17 protein-coding genes and 1 pseudogene are annotated in these 20,371 nt (G+C 40.2%); 8 read left to right on the top strand and 10 right to left on the bottom strand.

All coding sequences use genetic code 11. From position 1 onward, the window contains the following. Positions 1-79: 79 nt before the first annotated feature. The gene (locus VF06_RS32120) at positions 80-1,132 is read left to right on the top strand and encodes a D-alanine--D-alanine ligase family protein (RefSeq protein ID WP_099071069.1); all 1,053 of its coding nucleotides are present in this window, start codon (positions 80-82) and stop codon (positions 1,130-1,132) included. A gap of 218 nt (positions 1,133-1,350) precedes the next feature. Here the strand turns inward: VF06_RS32120 and VF06_RS32115 are convergent, their stop codons facing one another. From VF06_RS32115 to VF06_RS32105, 4 genes and pseudogenes are all read right to left on the bottom strand, one after another. Next, positions 1,351-1,752 (bottom strand): hypothetical protein, encoded by a 402-nt coding sequence (locus tag VF06_RS32115; RefSeq protein WP_099071070.1) that lies wholly within the window; start codon positions 1,750-1,752, stop codon positions 1,351-1,353. 220 nt (positions 1,753-1,972) lie between these two features. After that, positions 1,973-3,040: a calcium-binding protein gene (locus tag VF06_RS43425; RefSeq protein ID WP_099071071.1), complete on the bottom strand. Its 1,068-nt coding sequence runs from the start codon at positions 3,038-3,040 to the stop codon at positions 1,973-1,975. Between the two features lie 164 nt (positions 3,041-3,204). Next, the gene (locus VF06_RS43080; RefSeq protein WP_306419422.1) at positions 3,205-3,336 is read right to left on the bottom strand and encodes a hypothetical protein; all 132 of its coding nucleotides are present in this window, start codon (positions 3,334-3,336) and stop codon (positions 3,205-3,207) included. Between the two features lie 20 nt (positions 3,337-3,356). Beyond that, positions 3,357-3,485 (bottom strand): annotated as a pseudogene (locus VF06_RS32105) (IS5/IS1182 family transposase); the annotation flags it as partial. A gap of 587 nt (positions 3,486-4,072) precedes the next feature. On the opposite strand from VF06_RS32105, the gene VF06_RS32100 reads away from it, so the two are divergent. The 5 genes from VF06_RS32100 to VF06_RS32085 all read left to right on the top strand — a co-directional run bounded on the left by VF06_RS32100 (position 4,073) and on the right by VF06_RS32085 (position 10,504). After that, a complete protein-coding gene (locus VF06_RS32100; protein ID WP_099071072.1) occupies positions 4,073-4,846 on the top strand; it encodes an SDR family oxidoreductase in 774 nt (257 codons plus the stop codon). 213 nt (positions 4,847-5,059) lie between these two features. Then, positions 5,060-5,539 carry a riboflavin biosynthesis intermediates N-glycosidase gene (gene ybiA, locus VF06_RS32095; protein WP_099071073.1) on the top strand — a complete coding sequence of 160 codons (480 nt, stop codon included), beginning with the start codon at positions 5,060-5,062 and terminating at the stop codon, positions 5,537-5,539. Positions 5,540-6,129: 590 nt separating this feature from the next. Further along, complete coding sequence (locus VF06_RS32090; RefSeq protein ID WP_099071074.1) at positions 6,130-8,913, top strand: GAF domain-containing sensor histidine kinase; 2,784 nt, start codon at positions 6,130-6,132, stop codon at positions 8,911-8,913. A gap of 13 nt (positions 8,914-8,926) precedes the next feature. Beyond that, complete coding sequence (locus VF06_RS41575) at positions 8,927-9,064, top strand: hypothetical protein (RefSeq protein ID WP_180267953.1); 138 nt, start codon at positions 8,927-8,929, stop codon at positions 9,062-9,064. Positions 9,065-9,733: 669 nt separating this feature from the next. Beyond that, a complete protein-coding gene (locus VF06_RS32085; protein WP_099071075.1) occupies positions 9,734-10,504 on the top strand; it encodes a hypothetical protein in 771 nt (256 codons plus the stop codon). A gap of 224 nt (positions 10,505-10,728) precedes the next feature. Here the strand turns inward: VF06_RS32085 and VF06_RS32080 are convergent, their stop codons facing one another. Then, positions 10,729-11,343, bottom strand: coding sequence for a PEP-CTERM sorting domain-containing protein (locus VF06_RS32080; protein WP_099071082.1), 615 nt, complete (start codon positions 11,341-11,343; stop codon positions 10,729-10,731). Between the two features lie 567 nt (positions 11,344-11,910). On the opposite strand from VF06_RS32080, the gene VF06_RS32075 reads away from it, so the two are divergent. Both VF06_RS32075 and VF06_RS32070 read left to right on the top strand, forming a co-directional pair. Further along, a complete protein-coding gene (locus VF06_RS32075) occupies positions 11,911-13,215 on the top strand; it encodes an alkaline phosphatase PhoX (RefSeq protein WP_099071076.1) in 1,305 nt (434 codons plus the stop codon). 493 nt (positions 13,216-13,708) lie between these two features. Further along, complete coding sequence (locus tag VF06_RS32070; protein ID WP_099071077.1) at positions 13,709-14,122, top strand: C6orf136 family protein; 414 nt, start codon at positions 13,709-13,711, stop codon at positions 14,120-14,122. 108 nt (positions 14,123-14,230) lie between these two features. Here VF06_RS32070 and VF06_RS32065 read toward each other — a convergent pair whose 3' ends face one another. The 5 genes from VF06_RS32065 to VF06_RS32050 are packed head-to-tail and all read right to left on the bottom strand — an operon-like array spanning position 14,231 to position 20,334. Next, positions 14,231-15,283, bottom strand: coding sequence for a ParA family protein (locus VF06_RS32065; protein WP_099071078.1), 1,053 nt, complete (start codon positions 15,281-15,283; stop codon positions 14,231-14,233). Next, the gene (locus VF06_RS32060) at positions 15,280-16,473 is read right to left on the bottom strand and encodes an RNA/DNA-binding domain-containing protein (RefSeq protein WP_099071079.1); all 1,194 of its coding nucleotides are present in this window, start codon (positions 16,471-16,473) and stop codon (positions 15,280-15,282) included. The genes VF06_RS32065 and VF06_RS32060 overlap by 4 nt, the downstream gene beginning before the upstream one ends. Before the next feature lie 30 nt (positions 16,474-16,503). Next, complete coding sequence (gene uvrA / locus VF06_RS32055) at positions 16,504-19,437, bottom strand: excinuclease ABC subunit UvrA (protein WP_180267513.1); 2,934 nt, start codon at positions 19,435-19,437, stop codon at positions 16,504-16,506. Between the two features lie 57 nt (positions 19,438-19,494). After that, positions 19,495-19,668 carry a histidine kinase gene (locus VF06_RS41570; protein ID WP_180267952.1) on the bottom strand — a complete coding sequence of 58 codons (174 nt, stop codon included), beginning with the start codon at positions 19,666-19,668 and terminating at the stop codon, positions 19,495-19,497. Positions 19,669-19,713: 45 nt separating this feature from the next. Continuing rightward, entirely contained in the window at positions 19,714-20,334 is a 621-nt protein-coding gene (locus VF06_RS32050) for a TenA family protein (RefSeq protein WP_099070757.1), read from the bottom strand. Positions 20,335-20,371 lie beyond the last annotated feature (37 nt).

The raw sequence follows: 20,371 nt of genomic DNA, 5'->3' as shown, positions 1-20,371 counted from the left end.
TGGGGTGGGCGTCTCGCCCGCCCGCAAACAAGGGCGGACAAGATGTCCACCCCACAATAAAAGTTAGAGAACATGAATTATGCCAGCACTTCGTATCCTTCATTTAGTTGGATCTGCACAGAATGATTTTTACTGCGATTTGTCACGCCTTTATGCGGCAGACTGTCTGACAGCAACAGCAGACACATTTTATGACTTTCAGATTGCATATATTACACCCGATGGCCAATGGCGATTTCCTAGTTCCCTCAGCCGCGAAGACATTGCTCAGGCTAGACCGATGCCTTTATTTGAAGCCATAAAGTTGATTACAGGACAAAACATTGACATTGTGTTACCACAAATGTTTTGTATCCCTGGAATGACTCACTACCGTGCTTTATTTGACCTGCTAGAGATTCCTTACATCGGTAATACTCCAGAACTGATGGCAATAACCGCTCACAAAGCCAAAACAAAAGCAATTGTTGAAGCAGCAGGGGTAAAAGTGCCTCGCGGAGAAGTACTGCGTCACGGAGATGTGCCGACAATTGCACCTCCAGTAGTTATCAAACCCGTAAGTTCAGATAACTCACTAGGGGTAACTTTAGTCAAAGATGCTGCTGAGTATGACGCAGCACTGAAGACGGCATTTGAATATGCAGATGAAGCGATTGTAGAAACATTCATCGCAGGTCGAGAAGTTAGATGCGGCATCATTGTCAAAGACAAAGAGTTAATTGGTTTACCTCTTGAAGAATATCTGCTAGATTCTCACGAAAAACCCATCCGCACCTTTGCCGATAAACTCAAACAAACAGATGATGGCAACTTGGGTTTCGCCGCTAAAGATAACAAAAAGTCTTGGATTGTAAATCCTAGTGACCCAATTACCCAAAAGGTTCAGGAAGTGGCTAAGAAGTGTCATCAAGCTTTAGGCTGTCGCCACTACAGCTTATTTGACTTCCGCATCGACCCACAGGGACAACCTTGGTTTTTAGAAGCTGGGTTGTATTGTTCTTTTGCCCCTAAAAGCGTGATTTCTTCTATGGCTAAAGCAGTGGGAATCTCTTTAAATGAATTGTTGATGATAGCGATCGATGAAACGTTGGGCAGTAATAAATATAATTTGGTTGAAGTGGGAAAATTTTAGAAACATTCTTGATACAGTACTATTTGACGTTGACAGTTGACTGTTATGGCAAGGGACTGGGGACTGGGGACTGGGTGAAAAGTCTTTCTGCGTCTAAGTTTTATCATCTTTTGATGTCCTAAGCACCTTGGCTGTTGCTATAACTCTCATCAGCTCTGACTTTTCACGGGATGTGGAAAAGGAGAAGTGGTTCGCGGAGGATTTACGCGAACTAATTTTTATGGTTGGCGATATTTAGAAGTTTCTTCGATTAAATCTTTTAGCCCAAGGTTGAGGGACTCAATGGATCGATCTAAAGCTTCGATTTTGGCACGGCGGGTAATTTGTTCAAGAGCATCTAAGTATGCTGGACTACCAGCTTTACCTAGATGCTGATATCGAGACAATTTACCATCGGTCTTTGTGGGAAATATTGGAGAAGATGCCTGTAATTTGTAATACCAATAATTATCAGCCCGGCCCTTGGCTTGGTAGCGAACAATCCAACAGGAAGCAGGAGCAACTTTACCCTGGGCGAGTATTGAATGGATTTCTTGCTCAAGACGCTCCTTGCATTTTGCTACTGTGTCTATACGTTGATGTAAATCATCTAGTGGAGAAAGTTTTTGCGACTGAGGCATATAACTCTCCTCCGATTTGGTTCGCGTAAGATTTACGCGAACCACCTTCCCTTTTCCACATCCCGTGAAAAGTCTGCTCAAGGTTGGGGGAAGAATTCAAACCTTAACCCGAACTGACGTTTTTTAACATAGTTGTGTTTTTTCCCACCGACTTACTTAGTGGCAAAGGATAGGCAAGATGCCTACCCCACCAGATTCATGATTTACTAGTTACAAATCCTTAAGCATTAACGAAAATATCTGCATTTGTTAAGGACAATCCAGTATTGAGCGTGGCAATTTGGATTCTAGCGATCGCTCCTGTACCATCTCGATCGAAGAAGAGAGAACCATTGCTTTGATTGTAGATAAATCTCTGACTACTTGTAGTAACTCCTGAGCCGATGATAAATTGATTAGCCGCGATCGCACCACCAGCGACTAATCCCCCACCAAAACCAGCCGCAGAAACAGCAATCGTATCATTAATTACATTAAAGTCAGTAATACGATCAATGCCTTCAGTACGGGAGTTGAAAGTAAAGCGATCGCTTCCTGCACCACCAGTTAGTGTATCGTTGCCAGTACCGCCAACTAAGATGTCATTGCCATTACCACCATTGAGGATGTCAATGCCAGCGCCACCATTGATGGTATCATTACCAGCGCCACCATTGAGGGTGTCATTACCAGCACCACCATCGAGCCTATTGTTAGCACTGTTACCTGTAATTGTATTGTTAAGGCCGTTGCCTGTGCCGTTGATAGCAGATGTGCCTGTTAGAACAAGATTTTCTAAATCGGCTACATTCAAGTTAAAGTTGTAGGCAGACTCAACTGTGTCTACACCTTCATTCGCATATTCATAGATAGTTATGAAATTATCACTATTGAATATATAGCGATCGTTGCCAGTGCCGCCATACAGAGTATTATTGCCAGTACCGCCATTGAGAGTGTCATTACCAGCCTCCCCATAGAGCCTATCGTTGCCAGCACCCCCATCGAGAGTATCGTTGCCACCTCCCCCATAGAGGACATCGTTACCGTCTATCCCAGCGAGGTAATCGTTACCAGGAACGCCGCCAAAGATATCATCGCCTATGATGACATCATTGTTAAAACCGCCAAAGATGAAATCGTTGCCAGCACCCCCGATGATATTATAGAAAGTAAAAAAATCTTGTCCACTGATAATGTCGTCACCGCCAAATCCGTTGATGGTAACTAGAGTAAAGTAGCTATAGCCGAAAGAGCGATTGGGGTCAATCAAAGTGTCAGGGCCATTCGTACCGTTATAAGTAACCATTGATGTGTTTGTCCTTAACTTAGAGGGTAAAAAATTACCTCATCACTATAAAGGAAGTATAAAAATTAGTCATTCATTTAAATGCTGTTACAAGTGCATGATTTGGTATTAATATATGCACTATCTTGTATATAAGATTGCAGAAAAGTGCAATGTATCTATTTTTAAAATGGCTGATAGCAGAATAAAAAATTCAAGCCATTATTTTGTAGTGAATTACCGCGATCGCTTGTTCCTATTAATGGTATGCCGTAATCGGCACGCAATACTAAACCGCTAAAAGGTTGCCAACTCAAAGCTACTCCAGGGCAAACGCATCTAACAGTTCCATCAAAGCATAAGCAGCAAGCACTCGCTCTGGGGCATTTGCTTCACTTACAACCACTTTCAACAACAGTCCCAGACTATCAACTAAAGTCTGCCGCTTTCTCCCTTTTACTCCTTTTTAGATTTACTTTATAAATAGCCTCTAAGGCTTTGAGGAAATTAAATCTCACTCAAGCTAAAAATGATAATCATTAGGAAGGGGAGTTAGAGGCAGCCGACGGCTACCTGAATTTTCACGGTCAGTTCTCCACTCTTCTAGCGTAGGTTTTCTCACAGTCTGATTCTCAATAGTTTTAGATTAATGACTAGGAATCACGAGAAGATCAGCGTAAAGAAAAACTCAATTTATGCAATCGCCACAGGGAAGGGCGGTTACGCCATCGCTAAGCGATCAAAGTGACTTTTACAGATGGCGTGAAAAGTCAGATCAGCCAACAGCTAACGATTCTTAGAACGAATTTCTGCGGGAATGGTTTTCCGCAATTTATATTTTTTACATTGCAGGCGATCGCTAATTTTATTGTTACCATTTATACAAAATTTTGAAAATTTGGCAACAGATTCAAACCACCAAACCTAGATAAAATCTAAATTTCACAAATTGCGTTAGCGTAGCTTGCTTCCCGATGCACCGGATATTGCGAATTGGTATCAGTTCCAAATTGTTGGACAATTGACACTGGACTCTTGACTTTTCACTAAATAATGGCATCTCTAAAAAATCAAATCATTTTAATTACTGGCGCTAGCAGTGGTATTGGTACTGCTTGTGCCAAAATTTTTGCTGGTGCGGGTGCAAAACTCATCTTAGCAGCACGGCGGTTAGAACGTTTGCAGGAACTTGCGGATAGTCTGCGCCAAGATTTTAATACTGAAGTTCATTTGTTAAAGCTGGATGTGCGCGATCGCTCTGCTGTGGAATCGGCCATCTCTACTCTACCTTCCCCCTGGTCTGACATCGATATTTTAATTAATAATGCTGGTTTAAGTCGCGGTTTAGACAAACTACATGAGGGTAGTTTTACAGACTGGGAAGAAATGATTGATACTAATATTAAAGGTTTACTTTATCTATCTCGTTATGTTGTTCCTGGAATGGTCAGCCGTGGTCGCGGTCATGTGGTAAATCTCGGCTCCATTGCCGGACATCAAACTTACCCTGGTGGTAATGTATATTGTGCTACCAAGGCTGCGGTGAGGGCAATTTCTGAAGGCTTAAAACAAGATCTGTTGGGTACTCCTGTACGCGTAACTTCCGTTGACCCTGGTATGGTAGAAACAGAATTTAGCCAGGTGCGGTTTCACGGCAATACTCAACGTGCTAATCAGGTTTACCAGGGACTTACCCCTCTGACAGGAGATGATGTGGCTGATGTGATATTTTTCTGCGTGACGCGATCGCCACATGTCAATATTAATGAAGTTGTGTTGATGCCTGTTGACCAAGCCAGCGCTACCTTAGTTAACCGACGCACATAACAATCATCAAAGAAGACAATAGGGTTGGGGGAACAGACAACAGTTTTCTGTTCCCATTCCTGCTTTGGGGGAGTAACAGACCCTCAGATTTTTGGTATTAAAACCAAATCTTGTGCTACGGCCAGTCCCCAATTCATCGGTTGAACTTACCCTACTCAACGTCTGACTTACTCAGTTACCCTGAAAATAAATATATATAAGAGCAATTTTCAAATGACCATTTACTTTTATAAGGCTTGGCAACCTTACGGCTGTTTTTCTAACTTTTCTTTTCACGGAATTCATCTCCAGGGTGTTTACTGGCCGACAGTTGAGCATTATTATCAAGCACAAAAGTTTGTGGGCAGTACGGATGCAGTAATTATACCTTTCATTCATGCCGCCCCCACACCTGAAGAAGCTGCGGCTTTGGGAAGATGTAGCACTCGCCAACTACGTAGAGACTGGGATTTAGTCAAAATCCAAGTAATGCGAGAAGCTGTACTCAAAAAGTTTCTCACTCATGCTGATATTAGAGAAGTTCTGTTGAGGACAGGCGATGAAATGTTGGTTGAAAACTCCCCAATTGATTATTTTTGGGGTTGTGGCGCTAATAAAACCGGTCAAAATCATCTCGGTAAAATTCTCATCAACGTTCGTGAAGAAATCCGTAAATTGCTATCTTTAACGGTAATTCACGAAGAATTTAATTAAAAAAGTTACATTCATCATAAAATCAGCAATTCAACGGGGAATAGTTAAATTCCCCAGGCAAAAAATTCTCAATCAATCGCCCAAAACGAGTCATTTAATTGGCAACAATCTTAATTAATTGGGTAAATGGGCAGCATTTTTAAAAAAATATTGTTAATTTCAAGCAATTAATCAGCTACTAAGTTGAGTGAAATTACTGAAAGAGTTTAATCTGTGAGAATATAGAATTAATAGGTGTCAATAATTAAAATTTTATTAACTATAAACTTTAGAGGAGATTTGTAAAGTCTGTGTAATAAATTCAGCGGTTTTAAATTTTCCTTAATCAATTTTAATCACAGTGATTCTAATACTTGTAAAATATTATCTAAGAAGCTAATCATGATTCAAATTGCATCTTTGTGTTCCCGCATTTTTCTAGCGAGTGCAATTATGCAATTTGAAAGTGCATCAACTTACCATTTACAAAAATATCTGCGACAGTAATTTGATGAAATGGGATGAGAATCACGGAACTGTAATTTTAAAATTCTCATCAAAGACACCTATAAAAAAACTTTTTTATACTTCAGTCATGGTGTATATAAGCGATGACATTCACCGATAAACCAAACTGGTTGCAGCAAAGCTTAGACCAAGAAAGTTTACTGCATCGGATGACGAAACAGATCAGGCGATCGCTCGATCTCCAAGAGATCTTAACGGCTACTGTTGCCGAAGTACGGTTGTTTTTGGGTACAGATAGAGTCAAGGTGTATCGGTTTAATGTTGATGGTAGCGGTGAAGTTATTGCTGAATCTATTGATGAACAGCGTCTACCATCTTTATTGGGGTTACGCTTTCCAGTACATGATATTCCACAAGAAGCTAGAGAGATGTTTCTGCTAGCAGGACAACGTTCAATTGTAGATGTCGCTAGTGGGAAAATTGGGCTATCACCTCTAAAGTCAAAAGAAACTGGCAAACGTCTACAAACTAATATTTACTATCGGCAAGTAGATCCTTGCCATATTGAATATTTAAAAGCAATGGGCGTGCAGTCTTCCTTAGTAGTGCCAATTCTGCATTACGACCTGAAAGAAGAATCGGCAAAACCCCGATTGTGGGGATTGCTGGTATCTCATCACACCCAAGAGCGAAGGATTCTGAAGCGAGAACTGAGATTAGTGCAGCAAGTTGCCGATCAAGTAGCCATCGCCATCGCTCAAAGTCGCCTATTCACTGAAGCCATCGCCCAACAAGAACGAGAAGCCACTATTAACCGAGTCACCACACTATTACATAAACTGCCAACCATTCAATTACAGAGTGCATTAGAAGAAGTAATTACTGCCTTCGCTGGCATAGGTGGTAGGCTTTATCTTGAAGAAAGTAAAGAATTATATACCTGTGGCGAACAGCCGAAACTACCATTCGAGCTAGAAAATAGCCTCATAGAACAGCATTCTATGTGGCAAACCTGGATGGCTGAGTCTAAACCGGGCGGTATTTGGGCAACTGCTGACCTTTATAGGGAAGCGCGTTTGCGAGTTTTAGCTTTGGGGTTCCGTTCCACCCCAATTCGGGGTCTGATGGTGATTCCGCTACATTATCGCGAAAAATTTACTGGTGTATTAACCATTTTTCGCTCGGAATTTGACACAGAAATTTTATGGGCTGGACAGTGCGAAGATAATCGGCGGCAATTATTACCGCAACTTTCCTTTGAAGTTTGGCGAGAGGAAAAAAAAGGGCAAGCACTTGAGTGGAAGATAGAAGATATTTTATTAGCTCAAGCTCTGTACGATCATTTTTCAATGGCAATTCAGCAGCAGCAAATGTACAAACAAGTACAAGCCCTCAATTCCAACCTAGAACTGCGGGTGCAAGAGCAAACTGCTGAATTAGAAAAATCATTACTATTCACCAAAGTACTCAAACAAGTCACAGACCACATCCGCAGTACATTAGACTCGCAGATAATCCTCCAGACTATCGTTCGGGAAGTGCGATCGCTCCTGAATTCAGACAGAGTATTAATTTTCCAAATCCAAACAAAATCGGTGATCGTGGAAGAAATTAATGGCAGTTGGCACTCAGTTTTGGGAGTGCAAGCACCAGGAGAATGCTTTCCTGATGACTTTATTAAATTATACTTCCAAGGTAGAGTGCGAGCCATCAACAATGTATCAAGCATTTCTTTGAGTCCTTGCCACCGAGATTTTTTACAAAGTCTACAAGTGCAAGCCAACTTAATTGTTCCAATCAACATAGGTATGCAAGTATGGGGATTACTGATTGCCCATCAGTGCGATGGCCCCAGAAATTGGCAGGATGCGGAAATTGATTTATTGCAACAGCTAGGAGATCAAGCTGCGATCGCCATTCAACAAGCACAACTCTACGAACAAACTTGCATTGCGGAAGCTGAAGCCAGGAATCAAGCTGTACAGTTAGAACGTACTCTGCATCAACTCCAAGAAACGCAGACAAAATTGATTCACACTGAAAAAATGTCTGCCTTAGGACAATTGGTAGCAGGTATCGCCCACGAAATTAATAACCCAGTTAACTTTATCTACGGTAACCTCTGCCATGCTAGCGACTATACCGAACAATTACTAGAAATTTTACGCCTCTACCAACTACATTATCCCAATCCCCATAATGAAATTCAGACTGCCATCGAAGCCATCGATTTTGATTTTTTGGTAGAAGACCTGCCAAAAATCATGGAATCAATGCAAGTAGGAAGCGATCGCATCCGTTCAATAGTGCTGTCATTACGCAATTTTTCTCGCTTGGATGAGTCAGAAAACAAGCGCGTCGATCTACACGAAGGTCTTGACAACACTTTATTAATTTTGCGACACCGCCTCAAAGGAAATCCTGAATTTCCAGGCATTGAAGTCATCAAAGACTATGGCAAAATTCCACGAGTGGAATGTTATGCAGGGCAAATGAATCAAGTATTCATGAATATTATCAGCAATGCTATAGATGCTTTGGCAATAGGCTATGGAGAGTGGGGAGTAGGGAAATGGGAAGATGAAGAAGAAATAGGAGAATTTCGAGATGAGCAAAACTACGCCGATTATCCCCAATGTCCAATCCCCACAATCCACATTTCCACTAAACTTTCACCAGATAACTCTCGTGTGTTGATTCGTATTAGTGATAATGGCCCTGGAATGACTCAAGAAATAAAAAAGCGAATTTTTGACCCATTTTACACCACCAAACCTGTAGGTAAAGGTACAGGACTGGGATTGGCAATCAGCTATCAAATTATCGTCGAAAAACATAGCGGAATAATGGAGTGTATTTCAGAACCAGGCAAAGGTACAGAATTCTGGATTGAGATTCCCGTTCAGCCGCCAGGGGCAATTAGTTAAGGGGAAAGGGGAGATGGGGAGATGGGGAAGTGTGGGGAGTGTGGGGAGTGGGGGGGGAAAGATTTCTTCCACATCCTCCCACACCCCCCACACCTCCCACACCTCCCACACCTCCTGCTTGCCCCATGCCCATTTTTTTACAAAATGTTAGTTTCAAAACTTAAAAATTTACTTGGTAATTACTCAATTCATCCCAAAGGTTGATGATAAAATTATTTACAATAGTTTATACAAATTATATAAAAAACTTGAAGCTATTTAGAGCCTGCGCTGTGTTGATTTGGGTAAAAAATAGTTCAAAAAAATAGTTCAAAAGTAAAGTTTAGTTGCAAAAAAATTTACTTTCATTCGTTACTGCTAATCTAATAATTGAAGCTAATAAAAAGCTTCCCTGGCAGATATAACAGCTGCATGATGGAATGTAGTTAAGAGGTAAACGACGCTGTTTAATTCACATCTGTCTCGTCAAAACACGGCAACACCCAACGCGAAAACTCATATTTCCTCAAATATGGAAAATTAGGGGGCGCTGTAACTGATTTTCATTACTTGTTTACGAAGCGATGAGAGTTAGTACATCCCTGGCTAGAATAAACAAGGAGAGGGAATGTTGAAGCGAGTAGATGGCTGGGTGTTGTTGTATTTAAAAAGAAATCAGAATAATGACTCAAAAAGTAAAGAATACAAGCCCTTAAATTTATTTATAGGGATGCTTAATTTTGAATAGGTGAATTTTGAATTCGGAGCAAAGCAAGGTGACTCCTCTGGGTGTAAGCTAAATACGAACTTAAATAGCGATCAACATTTGAAATAGCGCCTTATGTCAATTATTGCGCTCAGAGCGTGGTATTTACAGGATTATGAGCCGATTCCAGAATTGGAAAAGCGCCCACCAGACATTCGCCTCAGTAAAAAAAGTCTGCTGAGATCGGCATTGCGAGCAGACTTTTTAGAAGAAAGTGACGAAATTAAAAAATCAATTTGGTTTGGGCGCTATCTGGAAGGAGAAGATATTGAGTTTTATATTGAGGGTAGTGGCGGCTATCGCGTAGCTAACATTGACTTGATTAGTCACGAAATTTATTTTACTAAACAAGCTTTGTTAGCTCAGTTAGACCCAACTATTTTTTTCTCCTACCAAACTGAGTATGCCGCAGCAAGTGATGTTCTGAGGGAAGAACTGCGAAAAAGTTTGGAGACTTTAAACTTGCGATCGCGTCTTCCTTTAACATTAGTAGAATCCTCTCGTCCCAGTGATGCTACTCTGCGAATTAATCGCACTATGATGCGAAAAATTCGTAAAAGTTTGTTATTTATCGCTGATACTACACCCATTACTACTATTGATGTTAAAGAAAGTGTCCAACTAATTCCCAGTCCGAATGTTTGTATTGAAATTGGCTACGCTATCCAAAGTAAGCGGTCTGAACAAATTCTTCTAGCGCAAATGCAACGGCCAAACTTTGAAGGACAAGTTCCCTTTGATTTACCAATACAACAAATTTTACAATTTCAAGACATCAAACAACTGAATAAAATTCTGACGCGAACAATTGAAAATCAACTAGCAAGGTTTAAGTTGTTTTTTTGAAAAAAATAATAAGCATCTTTGCTCACCAGCAAATTTTATAGTACGAACAATTAGATCCCCAACTTCTTAGAGAAGTCGGGGATCTCAAGTTTGTAATTTGAGTGGGTAGTTACTCCCTAAAAAGTTTAGATCTGGCCCTTCTTCCAGATTGTTGATTGTTAGAGCTAAAATAATTGTCAATTACAGTTCTAATCAAGCTAGCTTCAACTATTCGGGTTTACTGTCTATGTAGATGCTGGCTTTTTCTTGATAACTCTGCTCAGAAAACCCATTACTAACAGTCCAGTAATTGCACCAGGTTCAGGAATCGCAGTTGCTGTTAACTGACCTCCAAGATCTAATCTACAGTCTGGGAATGTATCGCATACTTCCGGTGAAAGATCGTCTTTTAAGAAAATTGTAGCCGTTGGCAATCCTTGTTCGGCATTTAAGTAAGTATAAAAATCTAAGCCCGTCACATCTGTTGCAAAGTCAATTCCCAAATCAAAACCATTAGCGGTGTCAAAGTTACCTGTTTGTAGAACAGTGTTTGTAACTGTATCAAAATTGAAATTGAAACTAGTATCGGTTTGGGGAAAATCGTATTGGAAATTTTGTAATAAAGTTCCTTGTGGATCGAAGAAAGAAATAGCAAAATCAGTCAATTGTTCCTTAGTGACGATGTTTCCTATAAAACTATCGTCATAGCTGAAATTTCCCTTGGCTGAATAGCCTTGATTTCCTTGCCAATTCAGTTCAAAAGAAGCAGCATCAGCACTTTGGATATTCGTGAAAGTAGCCATAGAACTGAACGCAGCAATAGCTACAGTAGCTTTGATTGGGTTATGAATGCTTTTCATTGTCTTGATAACAGCAATAGATTTTAATGTTGTTATAGCTTTTGTTTGACTGTGCAAACTTAGATTGGAAATTTGAAATTTTAGATCGTAATTCTTTCGATAATCTTGCAAAAAAGCAAGATACAAGACCCGTTAATAACAGGCAGAATAAATCTTTTCATTCCAAATTTCAAATCTTGAATTTCCTACTTAAAGTGATTGAGACTAATCTGAAAGACGCTTGTAGACTCGTTAACAGTAGACTATAGGCAATCAAAAATTCAAGATTGATTAACCTTGAATCAGGTCTCAAACACCTTTGGGCAGATTGTATCATTAGATTAAATCTAATCCATATACTTTATGTTCTTTCTTTGTCAGAGAAACATAAAAATCTTATATTTTTTAACTTAAATTATTCTTTAACTACTCTTAACCAAATATTGTATATCCAATAAAATTATCATTTTTGTCGATTGTATCGAGAGAAAATTAAAAGTAATAATCCCAAATTAAATTAAGCATTACCTAAATTTAATTGAAGTCGAATAATTTCTTGTCAGCATTTTCAGTAGCCAAAAAATTTTTATGAAATTATCTCGACGTAGATTCTTTACATTAGCAGGCACAAGTGCTGCTGGCACTTTGTTAGCCTCTCCTTTAGAAGGTCTTATTGCTAGACAAGCCAATGGTCATCCTGTATTTGGTAAAGGTTACGGGCCACTCATACCAGATCCCAATGGCTTATTAGATTTACCAGCTGGATTTAAGTATCGTACTTTCTCTCTCACAGACGACTTGATGAACGATGGTACTAAAGTACCTGGTGGCCATGATGGGATGGCGGCTTTCCCTGGCCCGAAAGGCACAGTTATTTTGGTTCGCAATCACGAACTCAGTCCTACTTCTGCTACAAAAGTTGAGGGGCCACGTCCTTACGATTCATTTTGTAAAGGCGGTACGACAAACTTAGTTATAGGGCCCGATCGCAAGCTGATCAAACATTTTACTTCTTTAAGTGGAACTTATCGTAACTGTGCAGGTGGGCGAACTCCTTGGGGTTCATGGATTACTTGTGAAGAAAATACCACCACACCAACTTCCTTTCCAGTGGGGAATCGAAACTATGTATCGAAGTTCCACGGCTATAACTTTGAAGTTCCGGCTAGCACCACTACTCCCGTCAACCCCGAACCTCTAATAGCTATGGGACGATTTAACCATGAAGCTGTTGCGGTAGATCCTAAAACAGGATTTGTTTATGAAACTGAAGATACGGGAGATAGCCTTTTCTATCGTTTTATCCCAAAAGTACCAGGCAAATTAAAAGAAGGAGGTACTCTTCAAGCCTTAAAAATCAAAGATATCTATCAAGCACAAACATTTGCAAATTTCCCCAAACGCAAACCCTTTAAAGTAGAGTGGGTGACTATTACTGAGCCAAATCCAGCCCAAGATACTGTAAGAGTTGAGGGTTTTGCCAAAGGAGCAGCTCAGTTTGCCCGTGGAGAAGGTATCTGGTATGGTGACGGTGAATTTTACTTTTGCTGTACGAGTGGTGGTGCTTTAGGGCTTGGTCAAGTGTGGCGGTACATTCCAGGGAAAGAGACTATTGAATTGTTTGTTGAATCTACATCTGCTGCTGAACTGGAAAATCCAGATAATATAGTCGTCTCGCCCTATGGGGATCTCATCCTTTGTGAAGATGGGGATGATGACCAATTCTTAGTAGGTGTTACTCCCAAAGGGGAACTTTATCAATTTGCCCGTAATGCTTTAAATACCAACGAGTTCGCTGGTGCCTGCTTCTCACCAGATGGTAAAACTTTATTTGTCAACATCCAAACTCCGGGGATTACTTTTGCAATCTGGGGCCCTTGGAAGAAATCATAGAGTTTAGGATTAGCGATCGCTACTAAGTCACTCAATTATCATTGATACTGTGCCAAGGGTTGTTGAGGATATTCCCCTTGATGTCAGTAAAATCGTTGCATAACAAGGCTTAAGAGCTTTTTTAGTACAAACCAACTAACACAGTAGGGTAGCACAGCTATGCTACCCTACAACTATATTCCATTCAATCAAAAACTGTTTTTCGCTGAATCTTGATTCGTTAAGATAAATTATTCTACTTGAAGTTGTTGACTGTTGACGCTTCACGGTCAACAATAGCAGGTCAACCATAAAAAAGGTAAAATATAGCAATCCTATTTGAGTTGTGAAAAATATCAGTGGTGGCTGTTGACTGTTGACTGTAGTTAAACAACAGCCTCGCCAGTAAGATTTGACAAATGATTTAGGACTGCTATAGATTCTTTGTGATTACTTCACTATACTCGGTTCCGCTCATAATAACATTTAATGAGATTGAACTACTTATTTGCAGATGGAACAAGTAATTGAAACTCTCAAACACGATTTACCCACACTTTTTGAAAAAGATATTTCCTATGATATTTATACACGGAATATCTATTTTAAAGACCCGGTGAATACATTCAAATATAAATTTAATTATCGGATTATCTTTTGGACTTTGCGATTTCATGCCCGACTATTTTTTACCGAAATTTATTTTGATGTACATGATATAAAACAGTCTGCTGAAGATACTATTTTAGTAAATTGGACAGTGCGGGGAGTGTTGCGCGTTCCCTGGAAAGCACCTTTGCTTTTTAACGGCTATTCAACTTATAAACTCAACAAAGATAATTTGATATACGAACATATTGACACGTGGGACAGAAAGCCAACAGAGATTTTAAAGCAGTTTTGGCAAAGGGGAGAAACAGCTAGTTAACTGTTGGGTACTATTTGAAAATAGGCGTTTATTGGTCTTGGACAGAGGCGCGATCGCTATTTTATTTGAAGACAATAAGTCATCAGTTAATCTTGATAATAAATCCAATCATGGAATTTGTAATTGTGTTTTTTCTGCTATTTTATAAGCTAAATAATTAAAATCATCATAAGCATTTTTCACAACTTTAGCATAAGCGCCAATAGCACCATCAGCAGGTTTTAGGTGAAACATAGGTTTCTGAGCTTCTTGAGCGATTTTCATTAAACCGAGATAGCTTTTAATTAAACCTAAACAGTTTCGATCGTTTTCAATAGAGACTTGTTTTTCACTAGGCTGATTTAAAATTATTTCTTGATAAGTATTTGGAATTTCAAATATAGCTCTATTATATGCTTTTACTGGGCGGTCTAATCGAATTGGCATCTGCAAAACAACATAACCAATAGGCTGTATATCACCTTTTGGCAATAGCATTCTGTTAGTATTGTTTTGCTTTAATCTATATTTCCAGTCAGTTCTCCAATTTTTAAAAGTATTACCAATTGTTTGCAAGCCTTGTAATGAGAATAAATCTAATGTCAGAGGTATAACAATATAATCTGCTGCAATCAGCGCTGCACGATTTATTGCTCCTAAAGTAGGGCTTAAATCTACTAATATTATATCTGCTTTATGAACATTGCCAGCTTTCTGCAAAATTCTCCAAAAAGCAGAAGTTTCGAGAAAAGACCTTTTTTGGTTACTTTTTCCAAGGCAATTATTCCACTGTGTTGAAAGTTCATCTTCAAAACTAGAAAGCATGATATCTCCAGGTAAAAGAGCTAAATTTCCTGATTCTGTAGATAAAGATAATGAAGTTAAATTTTCTGATAACTGATTTTCGTGGATATATTCCAGATGTGGCTTTTCAATATCATCAATACCCTTTAATAAAGGTTTTAAGCAATCAAAAATAGTGCCTATCTTATTTTCTTGTAAAAACAATGATTCTAACCTTTCTTCACCTAAAAAACTGACAGTAAGGTTAGCTTGGGGATCTAAATCGGCTGCAACTACTCGCAATCCTAAATCTTGATACATCCATGCCAAGTGATAAACCAAAGAAGTTTTACCAACTCCTCCTTTGTTATTAAAGAAAGCAACAATTTTTGCACTCATGGTTTTCTCTTAAGGGTCACCAATATATGGGCATCTTCCACAGTGAATTCTAGAGGTGGGTTACCATTCTTTTGAAGTTGCTGGCGAGCGAGTGCAATTCCTAACCCAAATCGCTGAACATAACCAAGGTTTTTCATGGCTTCGGCAAGGTGAGGATTTCGATAATCTGTGATGCCTGGTTGTCCAAAGTTTTGCCGATTTACTTGACCAAAAGGGCCGCCAGGATTTTGAATTTCAATTCGGTCATTAAACCATGTAATTCTTACTGGCGCATTTGTCCCTTCATAAGTGCGATGCATAACCGCATTTCTTCCTAATTGTTGCAAGGCAACTATTGGATAATCAGGCTGTCGCAGTTCTATTGGTTGAGCAGTGATGTCTGTCGCCACTGAAATATGAACTTGAAAAATTTCGTCCAGCATCCGCAACAAATCTGGGATCGGGCCGCCAATTTCTTTTTGGTCTTTAATAGGGTCTGTTAATTCTATGCCTTCAATGCGAAGAAATTGAATATATGCGCTGGGAACGAATTGTCTAGGATCGTTACCCACCACTAGCACACCCAAGATAGTTGGTTTAGGCAACAAATTAACTGTTAAAAAACGCATTGATTGAAGTTGTTGTTCAACAGTGCGTTGATTTTCTTGAAGAATATCGTTTGCCAAAGCAGAAGGTAAATAAACTCGACGAAAAATTTCTAAATCTAGGTCATCTAAACTAGCTGATGGTAGAGGTTGTAAATCGAAAGGTAAGTCTTTTGAGCGTCTTTTTTCAGCTAAACGACGTTCTTCTTCTGCTGTAGCAGTTGCTCGACGTGGCCCAACTCTTATCCAAACACGTCCATTAAAGCGCACAGGAGGAGCATCTGATGGTTCTACAATTACTACAGCTAGTTTGCAACCACTAATACTTCGCTTTTGAACAATCATTGATGGAAAAGGTAATATGTTGCCATCAGAACGCATAGCCGAAAGTGTCAGCAAAAGTCTATCGTCTATGGTAAGGTTTGCACAAATGCCATTATCATTAACGCCAATAAACAAAACTCCTGGTTTTTGGTGGTTAGGCAAGTCATTGGCAAATGCACAAATAGCTTCGCAAAGCTTACCTTTATCAGAAATCGAAGCTTTCCTTTCAACCCGGTCTGATTCCAGGTCGTTTAAGAGAACTTCTAACTCCTGGTCATCCATTCAGTTCTCCTGAAAAATACTCATTTACCTTTACATACTTTTTATCGTAGTTGCTTGTGGCGGATACTGCTGCAATACCTGTTGTAAATATTGCCCGGTATAAGATTTGGGATTTGCTGCAACTTCCTCCGGTGTACCCACAGCAATTAATTCTCCGCCTTTATCGCCGCCTTCTGGCCCCAAATCTATCACCCAATCTGCACAACGAATCACATCTAAGTTGTGTTCAATTACTAAAATTGAATTGCCTTTATCCACCAATCTTTGCAAAACATCTAATAATTTGTGGACATCATAAAAAGATAAACCTGTTGTTGGTTCATCGATTAAATAAAGTGTCTTACCTGTGGCGCGGCGAGATAATTCTGTGGCTAATTTTACCCGCTGCGCTTCACCACCAGATAAAGTTGTGGCAGGTTGTCCCAATTGAATATAACCCAAGCCGACATCAAATAAAGTTTGCAAACGGGCGAAAGCTTTAGGAATATTTTGGAAAAAATCTAAACTTTCCTCAACTGTCATGTTGAGAACATCGGAAATAGATTTGTCTTTATACTTCACCTGCAATGTTTCGCGGTTGTATCTTGCACCTTTACAAATTTCGCATTGCACGTAAACATCAGGGAGAAAGTTCATTTCAATTACATTTACACCCTGTCCGCTACAAGCTTCGCAACGTCCGCCTTTGACGTTGAAGGAAAATTGTCCTGGTTTGTAACCCCTAGCTTTGGCTTCTATCGTTTGCGAAAATACATCCCGAATGGCATCAAAAATTCCTGTGTAAGTTGCAGGATTAGAACGTGGTGTGCGTCCAATGGGCGATTGATCTATGACAATCGCTTTATCAATTGAACTTAATCCCTGAATTTTATCTAAGTCTTTGGGTAAGGGAACTTTCTTAGTTAAATGATGTTGTAATGATGGATAAAGTAATTCGTTGACTAGGGTAGATTTGCCAGAACCAGAAACGCCAGTAACCGCAACAAGTTTACCCAATGGAATTTCTACATCGATATTTCTTAAGTTGTTGCGATGGGCATTTTTAATGATTAAACTGCGTCCATTTCCTTCCCGGCGTTCTGGTGGTGTATTAATTACTCGCCTGCCTGATAAATAAGCACCAGTTAAGGAATCTTCTGCTGTTAATAATGCTTCTAAATCACCTTGGGCGATAATATTTCCGCCGTGAATTCCTGCGCCAGGGCCAATATCAACTATATAGTTGGCTGCACGAATTGTTTCTTCATCGTGTTCCACGACAATTAAAGTATTACCTAAATCGCGCAACTTAGTTAAAGTTTTTAGCAATCTACCATTATCTCGTTGATGCAAACCAATACTTGGTTCGTCTAAAACGTAGAGAACTCCTGTTAAACCAGAACCGATTTGTGTTGCTAAACGAATGCGTTGGGCTTCGCCACCAGAAAGGGTCATTGCTGGACGGTCTAGGGTGAGGTAATCTAAACCAACATCTAACAAAAATTGCAATCTGGCTTTAATTTCTCTGAGGACTAAATCAGCAATTTGTAATTGCCGATCGCTCAATTTTAATTGTTCGACTCTTTCCCGACAATCTCGAATTGAGACGCTAGTTAAATCTAAAATTCCATATTGTCCCAACTTCACCGCTAAAGCTTCCGGTTTTAATCTTTTACCATGACAAACTTCACAGGGCTGGTCAATTAAATACTGCTCTAATTTTTGCTTAATTAACTCCGAGCCACCCTCATATTGCCGTTGTAAAATTGGGACGATACCTTTAAAAGTTTGTTTTTTATCTGTTTTTGTTTTTTCTTCTTTTTCGCCATACAAAAGAGTCTGCTGCTGTTCTGCTGTCAGCTTGTTCCAATTTGTTTGTAATTCAAATCCGTAAGCTTGCCCTACACTGTAGAGCAATTCCAAATAATAGGAATTATCTTTTTCTGACCAAGGAGCGATCGCCGCATAAACTGGCGCTTCCGGGTCTGGTACAATCAAATCGGGTGCAAATCTCCTCAAAGTCCCGATTCCATGACAGTTAGGACAAGCACCATAGGGCGAATTAAACGAGAACAATCGCGGCGATAATTCCTCCATCACCGCGCCGTGTTCTGGACAAGCAAAATTTTCCGAAAATACTAATTCTTCGTCAGTTGTTGTCTCTCCATCGTTGCTGCTGACAACGATGGTTGCAATGCCACCAGACTGTTTTAAGCACGTAGATAAAGAATCGACCAAACGCTCTTGAATACCATCTTTTTTTACCAAGCGGTCAATTACTACTTCGATGGTGTGTGTTAAATTTTTATCCAATTCAATGGAATCTGATAATTCCCGCACCTCGCCATCGACACGCACGCGGACAAAACCTTGGGATGCCAGACTTGACAAAAGCTTACGGTGTGTGCCTTTTTTACCCCGAACAACGGGTGCAAGAATTTGGAAACGAGTGCGGTCTGGTAATTCCAGAATGCGATCGCACATTTCATCAATTGTTTGGGGTGCAATACAGCGATGGCAAATCGGACAATGGGGTTCGCCAGCGCGACCAAACAACAGCCGCAAATAGTCATAAATCTCCGTCACCGTACCCACAGTGGAACGGGGGTTATGAGAAGTTGACTTTTGGTCAATGGAAATTGCTGGACTCAAGCCTTCAATGGCTTCTACATCCGGCTTATCTAATTGTCCTAAAAATTGCCGTGCATAGGCGCTGAGGGATTCCACATAGCGGCGTTGTCCTTCAGCGAAAATCGTATCAAACGCCAAAGAAGACTTACCAGAACCAGAAACACCAGTGAAAACAATTAAGCGATCGCGTGGCAATTCCAAGTCTATATTTTTCAGATTATGCTGTCTAGCACCCCGAATCCGAATGGTATTCTGGCTATTGGGCGAGGGAAGATGTCCGTTTAATAGAGAAGCCTGGGCATTAGCTTGCTCTGAAAGGAACTTCGGGGAAGCTGTGAGCTGTGATTCTGACATACTGGGCGGCAAAAAAGGAGTTTCTTGTGAAACAGTCCTTAATAATACTATCTTTAATTAGTTTACAGTAGAACAATAGTACTGTTTTGAATACTTATTCGGTATGGGGCATTGGGCATGGGGCATGGGGCATGGGGCATGGGGCATGGGGCATTGGGGATGGGAAGAGGACAAGGTAGACAAGGTAGACAAGGTAGCAATCTTTCTCCCTTGTCTCCCCCATCTCCCCATCTCCCCATCTCCCCATCTCCCCCTCTCCCTTTCTCTGCCAAATTCCTACAAACTCCATGCAGCCTGAAAAAAGTCATACTCACACAGCATTGCATAACGGTAAGTTGAATGCACAACACCATTATCTGTGGCATAATTTTCAACTAAACTTTCTAACTGCTGTGCCAATGGCAGAAAATCCGCGCTGCTGTAAGTCCGAATCCAGTCAGCATATTGATGATTCGGGATGCCATTACTAGCTAACTGTTCTCCCAAAAAAGCATACAAACGCATACAAGGAGACATGGCCGCAGCAGTTATACCAACATCTGCACTCCAAGCCGTTGCTAGCAAAAAATCAGTGTAGCGACGGGTAGCGGTTCCAGGTTCCACAGAATGCAAATTAACTCCCCACTGGGAAGCATAGCCACTGTGCAATTGCAGTTCTGTTAATACACCTCCAGCTAAGTTATGAAATGTCATAAAACCCGCCCAATCTGGTGCTTTCGCTGCGGCAATACTATACGCACGGGCAAAAGCTTCTAAGAAAAAAGCATCTTGTCCTACATAATAAGCAAATTTCCCTCGTTCCAGAGTTCCATTACCAATGCCTTGAACAAAAGGATGCTCCAAACAAGCTTGAGCTAAATCTTGATTTTTATTCCATAATTCATTGGATAAAGTCATTAGTTATTGGTCATTGGTCATTGGTCATTAGTCAACA

Source organism: Nostoc linckia z4, assembly GCF_002608075.1.
GTDB classification, from domain to species: Bacteria; Cyanobacteriota; Cyanobacteriia; order Cyanobacteriales; family Nostocaceae; genus Nostoc; species Nostoc linckia.
The sequence above is the reverse complement of the archived record's forward strand: the minus strand, read 5'-3'. Positions and strand labels throughout refer to the sequence as shown.